The 19,219-nt window shown below is 45.8% G+C and carries 17 protein-coding genes; 7 read left to right on the top strand and 10 right to left on the bottom strand.

Going from position 1 to position 19,219, the window contains the following annotated elements; all coding sequences use genetic code 11:
- Positions 1 to 21: 21 nt before the first annotated feature.
- Positions 22 to 897 (top strand): arginase family protein, encoded by an 876-nt coding sequence (locus tag ACFQ45_RS09265; RefSeq protein ID WP_377366938.1) that lies wholly within the window; start codon positions 22 to 24, stop codon positions 895 to 897.
- A gap of 62 nt (positions 898 to 959) precedes the next feature.
- Here the strand turns inward: ACFQ45_RS09265 and ACFQ45_RS09270 are convergent, their stop codons facing one another.
- The 5 genes from ACFQ45_RS09270 to ACFQ45_RS09290 all read right to left on the bottom strand — a co-directional run bounded on the left by ACFQ45_RS09270 (position 960) and on the right by ACFQ45_RS09290 (position 5,506).
- On the bottom strand, positions 960 to 1,898 hold the full coding sequence (locus ACFQ45_RS09270) for a helix-turn-helix domain-containing protein (protein WP_377366940.1): 939 nt from the start codon (positions 1,896 to 1,898) through the stop codon (positions 960 to 962).
- 214 nt (positions 1,899 to 2,112) lie between these two features.
- Positions 2,113 to 3,021: a DMT family transporter gene (locus ACFQ45_RS09275; RefSeq protein WP_377366942.1), complete on the bottom strand. Its 909-nt coding sequence runs from the start codon at positions 3,019 to 3,021 to the stop codon at positions 2,113 to 2,115.
- Positions 3,022 to 3,349: 328 nt separating this feature from the next.
- Positions 3,350 to 4,789, bottom strand: coding sequence for an aldehyde dehydrogenase family protein (locus ACFQ45_RS09280; protein ID WP_377366944.1), 1,440 nt, complete (start codon positions 4,787 to 4,789; stop codon positions 3,350 to 3,352).
- Positions 4,790 to 4,809: 20 nt separating this feature from the next.
- The gene (locus ACFQ45_RS09285; protein ID WP_377366946.1) at positions 4,810 to 4,986 is read right to left on the bottom strand and encodes a hypothetical protein; all 177 of its coding nucleotides are present in this window, start codon (positions 4,984 to 4,986) and stop codon (positions 4,810 to 4,812) included.
- Positions 4,949 to 5,506: a serine hydrolase domain-containing protein gene (locus ACFQ45_RS09290; RefSeq protein WP_377366948.1), complete on the bottom strand. Its 558-nt coding sequence runs from the start codon at positions 5,504 to 5,506 to the stop codon at positions 4,949 to 4,951. Before ACFQ45_RS09290 ends, ACFQ45_RS09285 begins: the two co-directional genes overlap by 38 nt.
- Positions 5,507 to 5,879: 373 nt before the next feature.
- On the opposite strand from ACFQ45_RS09290, the gene gloA reads away from it, so the two are divergent.
- From gloA to ACFQ45_RS09310, 4 genes are all read left to right on the top strand, one after another.
- Complete coding sequence (gene gloA / locus ACFQ45_RS09295; RefSeq protein WP_377366950.1) at positions 5,880 to 6,404, top strand: lactoylglutathione lyase; 525 nt, start codon at positions 5,880 to 5,882, stop codon at positions 6,402 to 6,404.
- 257 nt (positions 6,405 to 6,661) lie between these two features.
- Complete coding sequence (gene umuD, locus ACFQ45_RS09300; RefSeq protein ID WP_377366952.1) at positions 6,662 to 7,108, top strand: translesion error-prone DNA polymerase V autoproteolytic subunit; 447 nt, start codon at positions 6,662 to 6,664, stop codon at positions 7,106 to 7,108.
- Positions 7,108 to 8,379, top strand: a complete 1,272-nt coding sequence (gene umuC, locus ACFQ45_RS09305; protein ID WP_377366954.1) for a translesion error-prone DNA polymerase V subunit UmuC — start codon at positions 7,108 to 7,110, stop codon at positions 8,377 to 8,379. Before umuD ends, umuC begins: the two co-directional genes overlap by 1 nt.
- A gap of 166 nt (positions 8,380 to 8,545) precedes the next feature.
- Positions 8,546 to 9,406 carry an endonuclease I family protein gene (locus tag ACFQ45_RS09310; RefSeq protein ID WP_377366956.1) on the top strand — a complete coding sequence of 287 codons (861 nt, stop codon included), beginning with the start codon at positions 8,546 to 8,548 and terminating at the stop codon, positions 9,404 to 9,406.
- 54 nt (positions 9,407 to 9,460) lie between these two features.
- Here the strand turns inward: ACFQ45_RS09310 and ACFQ45_RS09315 are convergent, their stop codons facing one another.
- The 5 genes from ACFQ45_RS09315 to ACFQ45_RS09335 all read right to left on the bottom strand — a co-directional run bounded on the left by ACFQ45_RS09315 (position 9,461) and on the right by ACFQ45_RS09335 (position 15,085).
- Positions 9,461 to 10,234, bottom strand: a complete 774-nt coding sequence (locus tag ACFQ45_RS09315; RefSeq protein WP_377366958.1) for a 3-hydroxybutyrate dehydrogenase — start codon at positions 10,232 to 10,234, stop codon at positions 9,461 to 9,463.
- A gap of 64 nt (positions 10,235 to 10,298) precedes the next feature.
- A complete protein-coding gene (locus tag ACFQ45_RS09320; protein WP_377366960.1) occupies positions 10,299 to 11,663 on the bottom strand; it encodes a TRAP transporter large permease in 1,365 nt (454 codons plus the stop codon).
- Between the two features lie 8 nt (positions 11,664 to 11,671).
- Entirely contained in the window at positions 11,672 to 12,265 is a 594-nt protein-coding gene (locus ACFQ45_RS09325; RefSeq protein ID WP_377366962.1) for a TRAP transporter small permease subunit, read from the bottom strand.
- A gap of 83 nt (positions 12,266 to 12,348) precedes the next feature.
- The gene (locus tag ACFQ45_RS09330; RefSeq protein WP_377366964.1) at positions 12,349 to 13,407 is read right to left on the bottom strand and encodes a TRAP transporter substrate-binding protein; all 1,059 of its coding nucleotides are present in this window, start codon (positions 13,405 to 13,407) and stop codon (positions 12,349 to 12,351) included.
- A 265-nt stretch (positions 13,408 to 13,672) separates the two neighbouring features.
- Positions 13,673 to 15,085 carry a sigma-54 interaction domain-containing protein gene (locus ACFQ45_RS09335; RefSeq protein WP_377366965.1) on the bottom strand — a complete coding sequence of 471 codons (1,413 nt, stop codon included), beginning with the start codon at positions 15,083 to 15,085 and terminating at the stop codon, positions 13,673 to 13,675.
- A gap of 453 nt (positions 15,086 to 15,538) precedes the next feature.
- Between ACFQ45_RS09335 and ACFQ45_RS09340 the strand changes: the two genes are divergently transcribed.
- Entirely contained in the window at positions 15,539 to 17,095 is a 1,557-nt protein-coding gene (locus tag ACFQ45_RS09340) for a methyl-accepting chemotaxis protein (RefSeq protein WP_377366967.1), read from the top strand.
- 3 nt (positions 17,096 to 17,098) lie between these two features.
- Positions 17,099 to 19,126 (top strand): EAL domain-containing protein, encoded by a 2,028-nt coding sequence (locus tag ACFQ45_RS09345; protein ID WP_377366969.1) that lies wholly within the window; start codon positions 17,099 to 17,101, stop codon positions 19,124 to 19,126.
- Positions 19,127 to 19,219: the final 93 nt, after the last annotated feature.

The raw sequence follows: 19,219 nt of genomic DNA on the forward strand, positions 1-19,219 counted from the left end.
TTAAGTAAGGTTTTTTAATTTATGTCTAATAATCAAGATTCAACGCTACGCCTCATCATGCCTCAGTGGCAAGGTGGCAACAATCATGCTTATCACTTGGGGGCGCAATTATTGGCATGGTTGGCGCCAGCCACCGATGGCCCTGTTGAAGAAGTCAATGTACCGTTCTCTAAAGATATGGTGCTTGAGAACGAGAATGGGATTGTGGGTCGTTCTTTGATCATTCCGCAAATTCAACATTCTCAAGAGTTGATTGAAAAGCATAACCCTGAAAGCTTGGTAGTGCTGGGTGGAGACTGCTTAGTGGATTTAGCTCCGTTTGCCTATTTGAGTGAAAAATACGGTGATGAGCTAGGAGTTCTTTGGGTAGATGCCCATCCTGATATCATGACCTCAGAGCAATTTGAGCACTCCCATGCCTCTGTACTTCGTGCACTAATGGGTGAAGGTGATGCTGATTTGACTCAATTTGTTAAAACACCGATCAAGGCCAATAAAGTCATGTATGCGGGTGTGAACAATGAGAACGAATACGAAGCCAATTTTTTGGCAGAACGTGGCATGCGTATTTGCCGTCCTGACGAGATTCGTGGTGAAATCACTTCTATTAAGAAATGGATGGAAGAAGAGGGCATTAAGTGCCTAGCCATTCATTTTGATTTAGATGTACTCAGTACTAAGGATTTTGGTGCGCTTTTGTTTGCGAACCCTCATGCACCAAAAGACGCATTTGATGGTATTGCGCAAGGCGAACTGACCATGGCTGAAGCCGTAAAAGTGATCAATGAAGCAGCACAATATGCTCCCGTTGTTGGTTTGGGTATTGCTGAACATTTACCTTGGGATGCGATCAACTTGAAAAAAATGATGGAGTCACTGCCACTGCTTGGCAAGTAGTGACTGTCTGAACTTAAAAAGCGAGCTGAATAGCTCGCTTTTTTGTGAGTATAAGAAAATGCTTAGTGAAGTAGTGAATTAGGTGTGCAGCCAAAGCGTCGTTTAAAAGCACGACTGAAATGGGATAAGTCTTTATAGCCAAATGTTAATGCAGCTTCTGTGACATTCGTGACACGTCTTTTCAAAATAGCCTCATAAGCACCACATAATCGCTGTTCCTGAAGCCAGCTTTTCGGCGTCTCTCCAGCTTCAGCGAACAAGCGGCTTAAAGTACGAATCGACAAGTTTTTGTGCTCTGCGATCATTTCTAGGGACAAAGATTCTTCCGTGATATTTTGTCTCGCAAATTGTTTGATTTCATTCAGTAGTTTTTGATGAGAGGTTTCGTTCGCCAATATTAATTGACTATTAGTTGCTTTACCTAAGGCTGTCGTAATCATTTCTAAGGTGGGCATAATAAACTCATCGCCTTCTTGAAGCTCAGGTTCAGAAGCAATGAAGTTGGTTTCACGCATCAAGGATTGGATTAGACGAGCGTGTGGAGTATGGCTTTTAAACACCGTCCCACCAAGTTGATCAAGTTGATTAACCTTGGTTTGCACTAAAGCACGAGGTACTCGTAACAGCATAGACTGGTACGCTTTCGGGTAGTTAAACACATAGGGTTTTGCAGAGTCATAAAGTAATACGTCACCCTTCTGATGTTTGACGGTACGATCATTTTGACTGAAGTAACCTTCCCCTTCAGTGATCACCGATAAGAATATGTCTTCTCTGGGTATACGGTGCAGATCTTCGGGTCGGCGGTCATAACGAATACTTACTGAATCAACGGTGCTTATTTCAGAAGAGCCAAACGAGTGAACCGTTGTAGTGGCATTAAATCGATCTAATTCGGCAACATTTCCGACACATGGCGCATAGAATTTAGTGACTACATCATTCCAGTAATTAAACCGCTCTTTTTGGTCTAATGACTCAGTTGTTAGCACTATGCTCATGGTGAAAACCTCTCAAATAATAACTTCTTTATTTTAAGCAATTTAAGTGCCATTTCGGTGCAAAAAGGTCGGATTTCGTAGAGAAGTTGTAGATTGAAGGGCGCTAGTGAAAGTTGCCAAAAACAATAGGTTTTTAAGCATAATCGTGGTGAAAAAAAGGCCCGACCGAAGTCGAGCCAAAGATTACGAGTTGGGAGGTTTACAAAAGATTTCGTTAAGCAAAGTCTAGCTTGTTGTTAACTGCTACTGGCTCTTCAGCTTCAGCTAAGAAGATGGATGAAGTGACCATTATTAGTGCAACAATATCAGTCGTGCTCATTGACTGGTCAAAGAACATAATCGAACAAAAGGTTGAGGCCACAGGAATGGTCGCAAAAGCCATGCCTGTTGCGCTGGCAGGAATGCGTGTCACGCCTTTGTAGAAACAGAAGTAAGGGACCGCCCATACCAACAGACCGTAATAGACCATGATGGTGATATTTTCTGCACTAAACAGGCTTAGCTCGATAGACGCTGTTTCGGTGAGTAGTGCCACAGGTAAGGTAAAAATGGTGCCAGTGAAGCATACTCCGGTCGCCATTGTAATAGCCGGTAATTGAATATCCAGTTTCTTCGCTGCAATCACACAACCTGCAACAGATAGAGTTGAAAGGAAGAAGAACAAAATCCCTAAGGCCGATGGGCCGCTTTCTGCTTCAATACCAGGCAGTGTCAGGAACATTACCCCAGCGATAGCCAAGGCAATCGCAGCGCTCTTTTTCACCGAAAGTTTCTCTTTAAGTATGAAGAATGACAAAGCCAGTACAAAGGCAGGGGAGATACTGGTGAAAATCGATGCCGTAATGGCGTTTGCGTACTCAAAGCCATACAACAAAAAGGCTGTATAAAGCACGGCACCAAGCAAGGATTGAATGCTTATAACTACCCAAGCTTTCATACTCAGAGAAAAAAACTTCGGTGCTTTTGAAAATAGGCCGATGGCATATAAAAAAACAAAGCCAATGGCGAAGGTAATACTAATAAATGTCCAAACGGGGATCGCGTACATCGCATCCGCAGCAATCGGGTAGCTAATGCCAACCAGTATGTAGCACATAATGACGTATAAATAGCCAGATTTCATAATATTGAGTTCCTATTTTGTGATCTTGTAGCTCCTATATTCTTCCTCTTTTTCTAGAGTGACTTGGCAAATCAGGACAACATATAGTCATTTTGGGACAATCCACCGAGATGCATTGAAAGCATGGATCGCGCATTAGTTTGCAATGATTCTTATTGGCGGTATGAATTGACATGAAAGTTAGCAGATCAATTCCAACGAACCATGATTGGCTAGCTTGCTTCATGTTGCTAATTCAATCCCATGTTCCTTAACTGAACTGTTGAAGGTGTAACAAAAAGGCCGAACATAGGTTCGGCCTGTATTAAAGTATTACGCTAGGGGGCTTTTAATAGGATTTTGGCATTGAAATGACTTTCATTTCAGAAAAGTCTTCAATACCGTATACGCCACCTTCGCGACCGTTGCCTGAGAGCTTGTACCCACCGAAAGGTGACCCTTCAGCGATGTCCGTACCGTTTATACGAACCATCCCCGCACGCAGTTTTTTTGAAATATTGTGGGCTGTCTCTAGGTCGCCTGATTGGACGTATGCCGCGAGTCCATAAGGTGTATCGTTTGCGATACGAACCGCTTCATCTTCATCTTTGTACGGAATAACAACTAATACTGGGCCGAACACCTCTTCTTGGGCAATTCTCATCTCGTTTGTAACATTGCCAAAGACGGTCGGTTTAACATAGTAGCCTGTTTCGAACCCTTCAGGTCGGTCAGCCCCACCCATGAGTAATGTCGCTCCTTCTTCAATACCGGCTTTAATCAGAGTTTGGACTCGGCCAAACTGGACGTCTGACACAACAGGGCCAATGTGCTCACCTTTGAGAAGAGGTGAGCCCACTTCAAATTTGGAGCTTAGCTCTTTTACGGTTTGTAAGGCTTCGTCATATTGTTCTGCACTCACCAGCATTCGAGTTGGTGCGTTACAGCTCTGTCCACTGTTTGAGAAACAATGGGCCATATTCTCATGAATAGCCGCCTTTAAGTCCGCGCTTGGCAGGATGATATTTGGCGACTTTCCTCCTAACTCAAGGGTAACCCGTTTAACGGTAGTCGCTGCATCTTGACTGACTAACACGCCAGCCCGTGTAGAGCCGGTGAATGAAACCATGGAAATGTCAGGATGCTTTGAAATTGCAGAACCCACCTCAGCGCCATCACCATTCACTAGGTTGAACACTCCAGCAGGAACGCCTGCTTCGTCGAGTATTTCGGCCATAAGTAGGGCATTTAGGGGTGTCACTTCAGATGGTTTTAAAACCATAGTGCAACCTGCTGCGATTGCTGGAAAGACTTTCAATGCGATCTGATTGATAGGCCAATTCCATGGTGTGATAAGTCCACAAACGCCAATGGGTTCACGTCGAATGGTATCTCCAACATGATTGGAGGTTTCAAAGTCCATGAGCTTTAGGGCTGCCAGCGTTGCGTCCATATGTAATAAGCCAACCGCACTCTGTGCGTCATGACACAAACTGATGGGAGCCCCCAGTTCGTCACGAATCACTTCGGACATTTCATCATAACGACGAGCGTAGACTTCTCGAATACGAGTGAGCAAAGCCAGACGTTCTTCTTTCGTTGTTTGAGAAAAACTCTCAAAGGCTTTTTTCGCTGCGTCTACAGCGATGTTTACGTCTTCAGTGGATCCCATTGCAATGTCTGCAATTGGGGCTTCGGTGGCTGGGTTGATCACGGCGGCTTTTTTGCTGCCAGCGGGATTTACCCAGTGACCGTTGATATAGAATTTATCTGTTTGAAGTTCAATCATGTTTTACTCCTGTTCATTACCTATAAATTATTAGGTGAACGGCGGTTTTCAATGGCTTCGGCAATGGCGTTGCATAAATCGATGTTTAGTTGGTCCAGTAATCCATCTTCAGGTAATGGCTGAGAAGAAAACTTCACGATTGTGACTTTGCGTTTGGGGTCAACGTATAGCCACTGACCATGGATACCAATGGCCATGCTCTTGTTTGCCCTTTACGATTCTAGTGAGAAAGCTATGAGGATCTCCACTGTAGTCTACGTTGCCTGGTGGATTCCATTCCATTGCTACGCGGTAATGCTCCATCAGCCCTTGTGGGTCTAAGTAGTCTTCTCCAAAATCCACCGACACAAGCATGTCTAGTACCTGATCAACACTTGCATCCCCCCAAGCAGAGTTTGCCAGCTCAGGTATGTAATGGGTCACAGGTAAGTCACGTAACAATGAACCTTCTTCGATCAGTATTCCCGCTAACATACCGACTACTGACTTAGTAATCGAAAAAAGTAAGTGGCGAGATGTTTCGGTGGTTTCATTGAAGTAGAGTTCGCTACCTAGCTTGCCATTTTCGATGACTATCAATGCGTCTGAATAGCTAGCATTTATAGCTTCTTTAGCAGATTGGCCATTTGGCAGAACAATGTCACCTAGCTCGATTTTTGCAGTTGTTTCCCAAGGAAGCGATAGGCTCCCTTTAGCAATAAATTGACCAGTGAACATAGTCAACCTTTTTGTTGAATAAAAGTTCGGTTTTTGCGCCAATGAAGTGGCTAAAAATTGCTCTAAGCAAGAAATTGTAAGGGATCTAGGTGATCAGAAAAATTCATGATTTTTAGAAAGGGGATGTACTAATAATGGGATCTACTGAGGGAGACCAATAAGAATCAAATCTGAGTGATGGTTCTCGCTCTAAGACTTATCTTAGGAATGTGTGCTTGAAAGTTAACAGTACAATTCCATCGACCCAGTGCAAAAAAGCGGATCATTGTGTCGTGTATTCAGTCGGCTATTTATATGAGTATTGGCCGTACTAAGCTATTGATTTTTGACGCTTAACCCCCACCTTTTCTTTAACATCAAAGGAGGTATGACTATGAGTCGTCATTTTGAGCAAGCCGAGGGTTTGTGTGAAGAAAAAGATCCAGCAACCAATGGATTCGTGTTTAACCAGACTATGTTGCGTATTGCGGATCCTGTTCGTTCGCTTGATTTCTACACTCGTGTGATGGGCATGACTTTGCTGCGTAAGCTTGATTTCCCTGAGATGAAGTTCAGTTTGTATTTTTTGACTCACGGTGAAGATTTCTCTGATATTAGCGCCGATGAAAAGGAGCGTACTGCGCAAACCTTTGGTCGTCCGGCGATGTTGGAGTTGACCCACAACTGGGGCGATACGGCGGATACGGTGGAATACCACAATGGCAATAGCGATCCTCGTGGTTTTGGCCACATTGGCTTTCATGTACCAGATCTAGAAGGGGCATGTCAGCGCTTTGAGGACCTGGGAGTGGCATTTCAAAAAAGACTGTCTGATGGCAAGATGAATAACATCGCCTTTATTAAAGACCCAGATGGTTACTGGATTGAGATCTTCGATGCCAATCGTGTACAGAGCTAATCCATACGGTTTCTAAGTTAATACTCATCCATAAAACCATTCAGAGGCGTTTGCCTAACGCCTCTGAGTGGTTTTGCTTCTCTATATCTTTCATTTTTCAGTTATCTATCGGTTTCTCTGTTACACCGAAACCAGCGCTTGCTGTGTCTTTTCGCGTTGGCGCTCGTCTGTATTCTTCCTGCACACCAAAACCTGTTGTCACAATCCGTTGTCAAAACTATACTGTATAAATATACAGTAATTGGGTTTTGCGCATTATGAAGGTCACGTATCTTGGCTCTGCTGAATCAGCCGCTTTTCTTTCGATCAATAAGTTAAACATTCCGCTCTATGTTGAGTCGGTGTCGGCGGGGTTTCCGTCTCCGGCTCAGGACTTTGTGGAGCGCACGTTAGACTTGAACGAGCTGTGTATTCAGCACCCGAGTGCGACCTTTTTTGTTCGTGCTCAAGGGGATTCCATGGTGGAAGCGGGGATTCACTCAGGAGATATCTTGGTAGTGGATCGTTCCTTAACGGCTCGCCATGGGGACATTGTGATTGCGTGTCTGCATGGTGAGATGACGGTGAAAACCCTTGAGTTAAAACCCCATGTCTTGCTGCGTCCGAAAAACAAAGCCTATCGTCCCATTGAGATCACTGAAGAATCCCAGTTGGAGATTTTCGGTGTGGTGACTGGGGTTGTCCGTAAGTTTGAGCGTGGCTGATGAATACCGTCTTTGCTTTGGTGGATTGCAATAACTTCTACGCCAGTTGTGAAAAGCTGTTTCGACCGGATTTGAAGCAGAAACCGATTGTGGTGTTGTCGAATAACGATGGTTGTGTGATTGCTCGCTCTAAAGAAGCCAAGGTATTGGGCATCAAGATGGGGGTGCCGATTTTTCAGGTGCGGGACGACATTATCAAACACGATGTGGTGTGTTTTTCATCTAACTACGCCTTGTATGCAGACATGTCCAATCGGGTAATGACCATCCTAGAGGAAGAAGCGCCTAGGGTTGAGGTGTATTCCATCGATGAAGCGTTTTTGGATCTAACGGGGATCGGCCACACATTAGATGTGTTGGATTTTGGTCGCCACGTGAAAGCGCGAGTAGATAAACACACGGGCATTACCGTTGGCATCGGCATTGCGCCCACTAAAACCCTCGCTAAGCTCGCCAATCATGCGGCCAAAAAGTATCCCGCTACAGGCTCAGTGGTGGACCTGACGGATCGTGCTCGACAAAGGCGCTTAATGGCCTTGGTGGATGTGGGAGATGTGTGGGGTGTTGGGCGTCGTTTAACAGAGAAACTCAAAGCCCGAGGCATTAAGACGGCCTTGGATCTGGCCGATGCCGATCCCAAGAGCATTCGTCGGGAGTTCTCTGTGGTGCTTGAACGGACGGTGCGGGAGCTAAATGGCGTATCTTGTCTGGAGCTTGAGGCGCTAGCACCCACTAAAAAGCAGATTCTATGCAGTCGTTCCTTTGGTCAACGGATTACGGATAAGTCCGAATTACGACAAGCCGTGGCGAAGTATGTGGCCCGAGCTGGAGAGAAACTCAGGGGGGAGAAGCGTCTGGCCCGCGTGATCCAGGTTTTTATTCGCACAGGCGTGTTTAACCCTAATGACCCTCAGTATTCCAATGCCTTGTCTGTGGAGCTGCCTTATCCCACGGATGACACACGGGATTTGTTGGAAGCCGCTGACGTACTGTTTTCACGCATTTATCGGGCAGGTTATCGCTACGCTAAGGCGGGCGTCATGTTGACGGGCTTCTTTGAGCAAGGGGCTTATCAGCAGGACTTCTTTAAGGGATCGCCTGAAAGGCCCCATTCCAAAGCCCTTATGGAGGTGTTGGATCGCATCAACCACAGCGGAAAGGGCACGGTATTCTTCGCTTCCCAGGGCATCACGCCTCAGTGGTCCATGAAGCGGGAGCATTTGTCCCCCGCGTACACCACTCGATGGAGTGACCTGCCGTGTGTTTACTAGAGAGATAGTAGACATTCAATTTGTGCGTCCACTAGCAAGTTCTTTAACTCGGGAAATCTGCACCATAACGGCACTCCATGACATTAAAATGCATTTCGAAGATGGGGTTTTAGTGACGATAAAATTGCCCCACAATATTCATTTCTAACACTATCAATAGGAAGATATGAAATACCTCTCAATATTTGTGATCTCCTTATTTTGTCTTCAGGCCAATGCCGATTATTACAACGGTACCCAAGGGCTGACTGGACAAGCGTTAAAATCAAAATTGCACCAGATTATAGATGGACAAAAGCCTCTCAAATACACCCAGAGTGGCAATGCCGATTGGTTTGATGGCAAAAAAGTCGATGTCTGGGAAGCGCTGGTTTATACGGACTCAGCCTGTCCTGAGGACGCGCCTAAATGTGGTCTAGTACAGCTTTTGTATTTGGATGATGTACGACGAATTGATCAAGCTAATCGCGGTAAAAGTAAGGATGACTCTTGGGATAGGGAGCATGTCTGGCCAAAGTCCCGAGGCTTTGCCAAGCAAAGCCAAGATGGCTACACCGATTTAAATCACCTGCGCCCCTCTGATCGTAATATCAATGGTGCCCATAGCAATTATGGTTACGGGGAGGGGGGCGAGCCAGTGTATGACGAGCTAGCCGATGGTTCTAAAGTATTATCAGGTGCCTACCTTAATAAAGAGAATGAGTCGTTTGAACCACCAGATAGAGCTAAGGGGCAGGTGGCACGTATGGTGTTTTACATGGCCACTCGTTATGAAGCAGGGGACAATGCTTCCCCAGAACTCATGCCAGATTTAGAAGTAGTCCATGGTAATGAAAAGCAAAGTGGCCAACCCACCATTGGCGATCTATGTACTCTAATAAAATGGCACTTTAGATTTCCTGTCACAGCGTTTGAACAAAGACGCAACGATCGAGTTCAGTCACTGCAAGGCAACCGCAACCCCTTTGTTGATCATCCTGAGTTCGTGAATCGGATCTGGCAGCCGGAATGTTCGGGGGGGGAGTGAGTAGCTATCCCATAACCAAAATGCTGATTATGGGACAGCTGTTTTAAATGACAGTTACTGACAGGTATACCCACCATCAATCACCACAGCTTGCCCTGTGATGCCTTTTGCTGATGGGCTTGCGAGGTATAGGCAATAATCAGAAATCTCTGACACGTCCAGCAGACGCTTCTGGGGTACTTTGGACCACATAACTTCTTCCATGACATCTTCTACCGCGATGCCACGGGTTTTAGCCAGGTCTTCCAGCTGGTTGTGTATGAGTGGTGTGTCCACATACCCAGGGCATAGAGCATTGACGGTGACGCCAAACGGTGCGGATTCAAGAGCGGCCACCTTGGTTAGGCCGATCACACCATGTTTGGCGGAGTTGTAGCCAGCCTTGCCACTAAAACCGAGTAATCCATTAACAGACGCCATATTAATGATGCGTCCGAAGCCTTGAGCCTTCATGCTAGGCATGAGCTTTTTAATGGCGATAAATGGCGCAACCAACATAATGTCAATCAGCTGGCGGTAGCGCTCAGTGGGGAAGTCTTCAATCAGCGCAACATGTTGCATGCCGGCATTATTGATTAAAATATCTACCTGACCAAAGCGCTCAATGGCTTTATCGATGGCGGCCTCAAAGACTTTTTCATCAGACACGTCACTTTGTAAAAAGCACAACTGAGCCGAAAAGTCCTCTAAATTACGGCTCATTTTATCCAATGCGTCTTGATTGAAATCTATAACGGCCACATTTGCCTCTTGCTTAAGAAAGGCCAAAGCGATTTCTAAGCCTATTCCGCTGGCAGCACCAGTAATTAAAACGGTTTGATTTTTCATGATGTATTTCCTTTTTAGTTAACGTCCATAAAGGTGGTATTGCTTGTTAGTGCAGGTCCTCCTATTAATTTGCGTACATGGCTTGAGGTAGCCAGAGCACGATATTTGGGAAATAAAACACTAGGGCAACGGCTAACAGTTGTAACAAGATGAAAGGGATGACCCCCTTATAAATGTCTAAGGTGGTAACACTTGGCGGTGCGACGCCTTTTAGATAAAACAGGGAGAAGCCCACCGGGGGCGTTAAGAAGGAAGTCTGTAGCGCTAAAGCAAAGAGCACCACAAACCAGACAAGGTCGAAACCAAGTGCCACCACCACAGGGCCTACTAATGGCAATAGAATCAAGCTGATTTCCAGCCAATCCAAAAAGAAACCGGCAATGAAGGTAATCAATAAGATCACGATGACAATGCCAGCTGACGATAGGGGAATGCTTTGCAAACTATCGCTGATGAATTCATCGCCGCCCAGGTTTCGCAGCACCACGGCAAAGGCTGTGGCGCCAAGGAAAATACCGAACACAAAAGCTGTGGTAATCGTGGTGCGGCGACACACATCTGCCAGCATAGGGAAAGAGAAACGCTTGTTTAAAATGGCCAGTAAGGTCGCACCTAAGGCGCCAACCCCAGCCGCCTCCGTGGGAGAAACGATCCCCATAAAGATGGAGCCTAATACTGCCAAGATCAAACCCAAGGGTGGGATGACAGCAAGTAAGGTCTCTTTGATCAGTCCCCAGGTTACAGGAGGCAAATCCGTTGGGAGTTCACAGGCTTTTGGATTCAGATAGGCACTGGCAATCACATAGATAATATATAGACAGCCTAACAGTAGACCTGGGATCAAGGCGCCCATGAATAAACTGCCCACAGACAAAGAGAGCTGATCGGCCATGATGATCAGCATGATGCTAGGCGGAATTAAAATGCCTAAGGTGCCAGAAGAGGCAACGATGCCGCTGGCAAAGGATTTGGAATAGTTTTGTTGCAACATCACAGGCATTGAGAGCATGGCGAGCAGTACAACAGAGGCTCCGACGATCCCTGTGGAGGCGGCAAAGAGAATACCAATCAAGATGACCGCCACACCTAAACCACCACGGAATCGGCCAAACAAGCGGACAAAGTTGACCATGAGCTTTTCCGCAATACCAGAGCGCTCAAGCATGAGCCCCATGAATACAAACATGGGCAAGGCCACCAGTATCCAATTTGTCATTTGGGCATAGATTCGTTGCACAAACAAACCATAAACACGCCAACTGGTCATGAAATAGGTGTCCCAATTTAGGTACTCATAAGTCACGATACCGATAACGCTGAATATCACGGCCAGCCCAGCAAGAATCCAAGCGACTGGGAAGCCAGTAAAGAGCAAAGCAATAAAGCTGCCTAGCATGGCAATAACGAGCATTTCATTTGTTTCTAGCATGTGACCCCCTATACCGATGCGGTGGATTTAGGTTGGCGTAGTAAGGCGAAACAGCGCAGCCAACGTGAAAATGCCGCCAGTGTCAGTAAGGCAAATGCAATCGCCACGGTAGACTTGATGAGCCAGCGCATGGGTAAACCTCCGGGGGCAGAGGACACTTCACTTAAACGATAAGAACGAGTAATAAAAGGCAGAGAGTAATCGAAGACGATGAGGCAGAAAGGCAAGAGTAAAAGGCTTAATCCGAGCAGCTCAATGGTTGCTCGGGTTCTTAGATGACAGCGCTCAACCAAGGTGTCTACCCGCACATGGCCATCGTGGGTTAAGCAATAAGATAAGCCAAGCATGAAGCCGATGGCATACAGGTGCCATTGCAACTCCTCTAGAGCAACAAAGTTGACACTGAAAATATAGCGCATCAGGGTGTTGGCAACGATTAAAAGCATTAAAAGCACCCACACAAACGAGACGTTGCGACCAATGATTTCAATCACTCGGTCAATAGCACGACTGAGTCGAGTGTGGGGGAGCGTTGACCAAGTAGTGTCCGACAATTTTGCCTCAATGGCTTTTAGGTCCTGAGATATCTCATGGTTCGACATAATAAAAATTCCAACATCAGAAGTTAGCAAACAAGGCCAGCAGCACTGGCTCATGGCAGGGCCGATTAGGCATGGATTAAGAGCTAGTTTTGATGCCAATCACGGGGTAAATAGCCGTAGTTTTTCCAAGCACTGTGTTCTTCTTGGAAAGCTTTCATGGATGCATAAATCTCTGCGAATTCTTTATTGCTGGCGGAACGACGAGCCATAACGGTCTCGGTCGCTTTCTCAAAAGCTTTTAGGATCTCAGGTGAATACTGGTGCAGCTGGACACCCTTAGACTCAAAGTCGTTGATAACGGCGCCTTGCATGGCTTCTGATTTGGCAATGGAGTAGGTGTTTGCCGCCATACAAGTGGTTTCAATAAGAGATTGGGTGGATGGATTTAAGTCCTTCCAGCTGTCCAGATTAATATACAAAAACAGGTTGGTGCTTGGCTGATGCCAACCAGGAAGGTAGTAATGCTTGGCGACTTGGTAGAACCCTAATTGCTGATCGACCGTGGGGATGGAAAATTCAGTGCCGTCAATCACGCCTGTTTCAAGGGCCTGATATAATTCGCCACCTGGAAGCACGGTCACGGACATGCCCATTTCAGCCATGATCTCTCCGCCCAGCCCCGCGGCTCGAAATTTGATGCCTTTCATATCCTCTGGGGTCTTTACTTCTTCTCTAAACCAGCCTGCTGCTTCCGAGCTGACGGTACCACACGAAATCGGATAGACATTGTGGGGTTCGTACAAAGCTTTGAGCAATCCATCTCCCCCATGGAAGTACAACCATGCGGTAAATTCGTTAGATTCAAGGCCGAAGGGGGTGGCGCCAAAGAGAGCAGAGGCGGGGACTTGACCTGATTCGTATCCCATCCATGAAAATCCTGCATCAATGGTACCAGTACTGACATTTTCAAAGACGCCCAGAGCAGGGATCAAAGAGTTTGGTTCAAACACTTGAAGTCTTATACGACCATCACTTATCTCTTCAAGTCGTCTGGAAACGTCCGTCATGGTGTCTCCGAGTATGGCAAGTGAAGAGGAGATTGGCATAGGAATTTGCCAGCGAATTCTGTCTAGCTCTGCAAACGAGGGCGTAGAGATGAAAGCAACTGATGCACAAGTGGCAGCGATAAAAGTGTTCTTCATAGTCTGATCCTAGCTTTATTGTTTTTCTAAAGCCTGCATGGATGAAGTGCAGGCGAACGACGTATCGAAAAAAAGTCGTATCAATAAAGATGCCATGAGATTAAAAGCCTTATAAAACAGATCTCTATGAGATTTTTTGCTGTTTAATAGGGAAGAGAGAGTGATTGAAAATCCGAAATTCCGGATGGTTTAGGTGATTAAAAATAGGGATGGCGTCCGAATAATCAGACTAAGTCCGATTATTCGGAAAAAATTAATGATTTACTTATAGTTCGTGCTTTTGGAGCTTTTCGTACAGGGTTGATTTGCTAATGCCTAATTGTTTAGCAGCCAAAGTGCGGTTGCCATAGGCGTTGTTTAAGGCTTGTTTAATCGCCTGCTTCTCGGCTCGATCTAGTTGCTCTTTAAGGGTGCCGGACAGAATTGGGCTATTGGTGTGTAAGGACGACGAAAATTCGTCTTGGCTGGCAGCCTGACGAACATTGGCAGGAAGCAGGGATAATGGGATTTTATGTTCCTGGGTTGTAAAAAATGCCGCTTCTAAAACATTCTCAAGTTCACGAATATTACCTGGCCAATGATATTCCAGAAGAGCCGTCATGGCTTGGGCGGTCAGTTTGGGAGCGCGACGACCTGTACGGCGGGATAAGGCGTGTAAAAAGTGTTCAGTTAACTTGGCAATGTCCTCAGGGCGTTCCCGCAAGGGAGGCAAAGAGATGTTTACCACATTAATTCGATAATACAGGTCTTCTCTAAACTCACCACTGCGGATCAGGTCCTCCAAAGGGCGGTGGGTAGCGGTGATCAAGCGAATATCGATAGGCGTTGGGGAATGGCTGCCGATTGCTTCGACCTCGCGCTCTTGTAAGGCTCGTAGTAATTTGGCCTGCATTGATAGGGGGAGTTCGCCAATTTCGTCTAAAAATAATGTGCCTTTGTTGGCCAATTGAAACTTTCCGGCTTTACCGCCCTTTCTCGCGCCGGTAAAGGCGCCATCCAAGTACCCAAAAAGTTCGCTTTCTAATAAGTTTTCGGGGATCGCAGCACAGTTTACCTTGATAAAAGGGGCGTCAGAGCGTTCTGATAGATGGTGGATGGCATGGGCATAAAGCTCTTTGCCGGTACCAGACTCTCCTCGTAATAGGACAGTGACATCACCGGATGCCACTTGAGTGATGGTCTGATTCAATTCTTTTATGGCTTTGCTCTCGCCAACAACATCTGTCAGGCGATAGTAACTTGTGGACGAATCTTTATGGGGGCTTTGGCTTTGCGGAAGTGGCGTCTGCTCTGCCATGAGGGCTTTTATGTGGCTATTTATTCGCTTCCATTGGTAGGTGTCGTTGAAAATAGCAATGCCCACTGCGCCAATCACAGTGCCTTGATCAATGATAGGGTAGCGGCTTGCGATCATGTTACTGTCGCGAATCTTTTGTATGGACAGCCGCTCGGCAACCCCTTTTTGAATAACTAGATGCATACGCGTGTTTTCGATCACATCCGTCACTTTCTTGCCTTTTACCTCCTCCGCATTCACTCCTAGAAACCGCGCATAGGGCCGATTCATAAAGAAGATACGGGCGTTTTGGTCAACCACTAATATCCATTCTTCAAGTGTGTCTAGGATGGCTCGATAGGCATCGGCAGCTTGTCTGAGTTTTTTGGGTGTGGATGTCATTCTTGGTATGAGCCTTTGTTTGCCATCTTGCTAGTTTAATCGGTGTTGTGTTTAGACGTCGAACGCTTAGAAAGAGTTCATTCAAAGAATAGCCTAGGGTGTTCGCCATGAGATTAGGCAAGCCCACCCAAAATATTGATTGAATCACTGAAATATCATCATGTAACTAAGTGAGCCTCAGGGGTAATAATTACATGAAATGTAGCCTTTTGTATCTAAAGTCTTAGATATGACAAGCATCGTGATAGCCGACACCTGAAGAATTGATTAAAAAAAGTACTGAAAAATATCAATTTTATTTGTGTTTCTGTTTTTAATTGATCCAGATCAATAGTTAAGTTCTCTCTAATGTTTTTCGGTAATATTCCGTAACATTTCACTATCATAAATTTTTGGGCTTGGCATTATTACGCGATCTAATACCAGCTTATAAAAGTTATTTATGGTGACATCATGAGAATGAATCTCCCTGTGAGTCAAAATGAGCGCACGTTTTCAAAAGACACTCAGTTAATTTCGACGACAGATTTAAAAGGACGGATCACAAGTTTTAACCAAGCGTTTGTGGATATATCCGGCTATCAAGCAAATGAACTGCTAGGGCAGCCTCACAACCTTGTACGTCATCCAGATATGCCCGCAGCAGCGTTTAATAATATGTGGGAGACCTTGAAATCTGGGCGCTCTTGGATGGGCTTGGTTAAAAACCGTTGTAAGAATGGTGATTTTTATTGGGTCGATGCTTACGTCATGCCCATGTACAAGGATGGGCAGGTAGTGGGTTATGAATCCGTTCGTTCTTGTCCTAAACGTGAAGATGTTAAACGTGCAGAAGCCATTTACCAAGGGATTCAAAAACCTAGCCCTCTGGACAAGCTTAAACTGCTTAAAAATGGCTGGAGTTTGTTTGCAGTCTCCTTGATCGCCTTAATTTTGTCTTATGCATACGCTGGACTTTTGCCGACCATAATATTGGCGCTTTTATGTAGCATTGTCATGAATGCCTCGACGGTGTATCAGCATCGTAAAAACCTCAATGAGTTAAAAAGTTATTTAGGGCCTAAAGCCTTTCAAGATCCATTAATTGCCAAAACCTATTCCAGCGTTTCTGGCGAATCAGGTCGAATTGCAATGGGGATCAAGTCACTTCATAGCCGTATGATCACTATTTTGACCCGGATTGAAGAATCCAGTGCCACGGTGGAGGAGCAAATGAATGCCTGTCACCAGCGGTTAGCACAGGGACAGGCCAAGATCGCTGATCAGAACGATCAAACAAATTTGGTGGCAACCGCCATGACGGAGCTCTCGTCTACCACAGAAGAAGTGTCTCGCCATGTGACTGAGACCGCGGAGTTTACTAAGGCGGGTGCGGATCTTACCCAAGAAGCTGCTTTATTAGGAGGCAAAGTCAAAGGGTCGATTAGCCAGCTCAGACAGCAGGTACAGGAAGTGGAAACGGCGATCCAAGGGGTTCAATCCTTAACAGATAATATCTACACCGCCACTCAATCCATCGATCAAATTGCCGAGCAAACGAATTTATTGGCATTGAATGCGGCCATTGAAGCGGCGCGAGCAGGGGAACATGGTCGCGGCTTTGCTGTGGTGGCTGACGAGGTGCGTAATCTTGCGAGCAAGACTCAAAGTCTAACCCAGAACATTGGTGAGCAGATTAACCTGCTTAAGCAAAGTGTGACCGAATCGTCTGAGCTTGCCCATAAGGGGGGCGAAGCCTCTGTACACAGCATGACTTTGGTGGAGGAAGAAGAACACCTAATTCATACGGTTGCAGAACGCATGGAAGATATTTCGGAACGCACCATGCAAATGTCATCCACTTCGTTGCAACAAGTGACGGTCATTGAAGACACCAGTGGGCAGGTAGTACGTATTGCCCAGTTGTCACACGAGAATAAAGATTTAATGGAAGAGCTCAGCCAAGCAGTCGCGGCGTCTAAAAACTCCACCGTTGATCTACATAATTTGGTGCAGCGTTTTAGGAGCTAGGACATGAGTGAAAAGGGATTTTTATACGAGGCGCTGTTCAACTCTGCTGCAGATGGCATCATTATCATCAACTATAGAGGGGTGATTGAATCATTTTCCCCCGCTGCAGAAACTCTTTTCGGCTACTCGGCAAAGGAAGTTGTGGGACAAAACGTCTCTATCCTGATGCCATCGGATGTAGGGCTGAAACATGATGAATATCTCCACAATCACTTGGTCACAGGTAAAACGGAGATCATTGGCCGTGGCCGTGAAGTGGTCGCGCGCCGTAAGAATGGCGAAGTGTTTGACATGCACTTGTCTGTTGGGCGCTCTTTAGACTCCCAGAGTAAGCCATCCTTTGTCGGCATCTGCCATGATTTGACCCAATACAAAACAGCGGTTAATCAACTTAAGCGGGTGGATACGCGCTATAAGAGTGTGTTTGACAGCCAAGGGCTTTACATTGTGCGTATGACCTTAAACGGTCAGATCATGTTGACCAACCGTACCTTTGATAATGTCTTTGCTCAGCATGGTCTTACCATGGAAAAGAACTTTGTTGATTGCCTGCTAGAAAGCAATCAAGAGGAGTTTAAAAACCGAGTGGCATTACTGACTCTGCGAAATGAAAAGGAATTTAAGCTACCGTTAACATTGAAAGTAGGGGCAGAGCGCACGGAAGTCGAGTGGTGGATTCGTCAAGTGACAGATCAAGATGGCGCCCATATCCAAGCAGTTGGCATTGACGTGTCCGAAAAAGTGTTTGCGGCAAACGAAGCGTATTTTCTCAAGCATTTCGATAAGGTCACTAAGCTGCCAAATATCGAATTTCTGCGTAAGAAGTTCATTGCGACTGATATGCGCAACGATCTTTCTACCTATGTCTTTGTTCAGATTGAGCTGATCAAGTTTAAGCGTATGGCCAAGTTGGATGGTTACTCCGCCGTGGATGAAAAACTACGTCATATTGCGACCATCTTTGAAAGTGATGACAACATCATCATGGCCAGTCGTATTACCGAATATGGCTTCCTTGTGGTGTGCTCACTGCCAAAGACCTGTGACGTTCAACAATATGTGGAAGCGCATTTATCAAAGCTGCAGCAACTGATGAATCAACACGCCATCATTGAGACGGAGTTGCGCTCTGGTTGTGCCATTTATCAGGCGGGTGAGAGCTTTGATGATGTGGTATTACGCTCTGAAATGGCCTTGTCTTACGCGTTACAAGAAGACGTGTTTTACGCGCTTCATAATGAGAAGATTCAGCAAGGGTATGAACGCGCGAAAAGTGTCGAACGTAAACTTGTTAAAGCCTTGGAGTTTGGCCATTTAAAAGTGCATTTGCAGCCTAAGATTGATCTGAAAACCAACCAAGTCTGCGGCTTTGAAGCGCTGATGCGATGGTATGACGATGTACTGGGGTTTGTTAGCCCGATAGAGATCATCAAGGTTGTTCATGACCTAGACCTTTATTTGGAGCTGGATAAATACATTATCAGTGAAACATTAGACACTCTTAGTGACCATCAGGACTTATTTAGTCATGAGACGCCTGTGGCGATCAACATTTCTGCCAAGAGCTTTGTGCATCGTTCAGTGATCGACCATCTTGTGTACGGTTTGTATGATCGAGGCTTAAAACCAAAAATGATCGAAGTGGAAGTGACGGAAGACGCTGTGCTATCCATTGGTGATGCGGTCAAGGCAAACGCCGAGATACTACAGACTCACAACATCGGCATTTGTTTAGATGACTTTGGTACGGGGTACTCAGCATTAAGTTATTTGATGAAATTGCCTTTAGACAACCTGAAAATCGACCGAGCCTTTGTCAACGAAGTTAAGTCGAACCGGGGGCGCGTCATGCTGGAATCTATCATCGCCATTGCCAAGTCCATCAACCTGACGGTGACGGCAGAGGGCATAGAAGATCCAGAACAAGCGGAAATCCTGCGAGCCATGGGATGTGATTTCGCTCAAGGGTTCTTATATTCCAAAGCCTTACCCATCGAGACGCTTAAGCAATTTCTTTCGGAGCATCACTAGTGTGTCCTGACTAGAAAAGCGTTGGACCGGAAAAGCCTGCTTTAGAGCAGGCTTTTTTATTGGTGTATCTAAATAGCTTGGGAAGGGGTTTGA

The organism is Rhodanobacter aciditrophus, assembly GCF_042679525.1.
In the GTDB taxonomy this organism is placed as follows: domain Bacteria; phylum Pseudomonadota; class Gammaproteobacteria; order Pseudomonadales; family Marinomonadaceae; genus Marinomonas; species Marinomonas aciditrophus.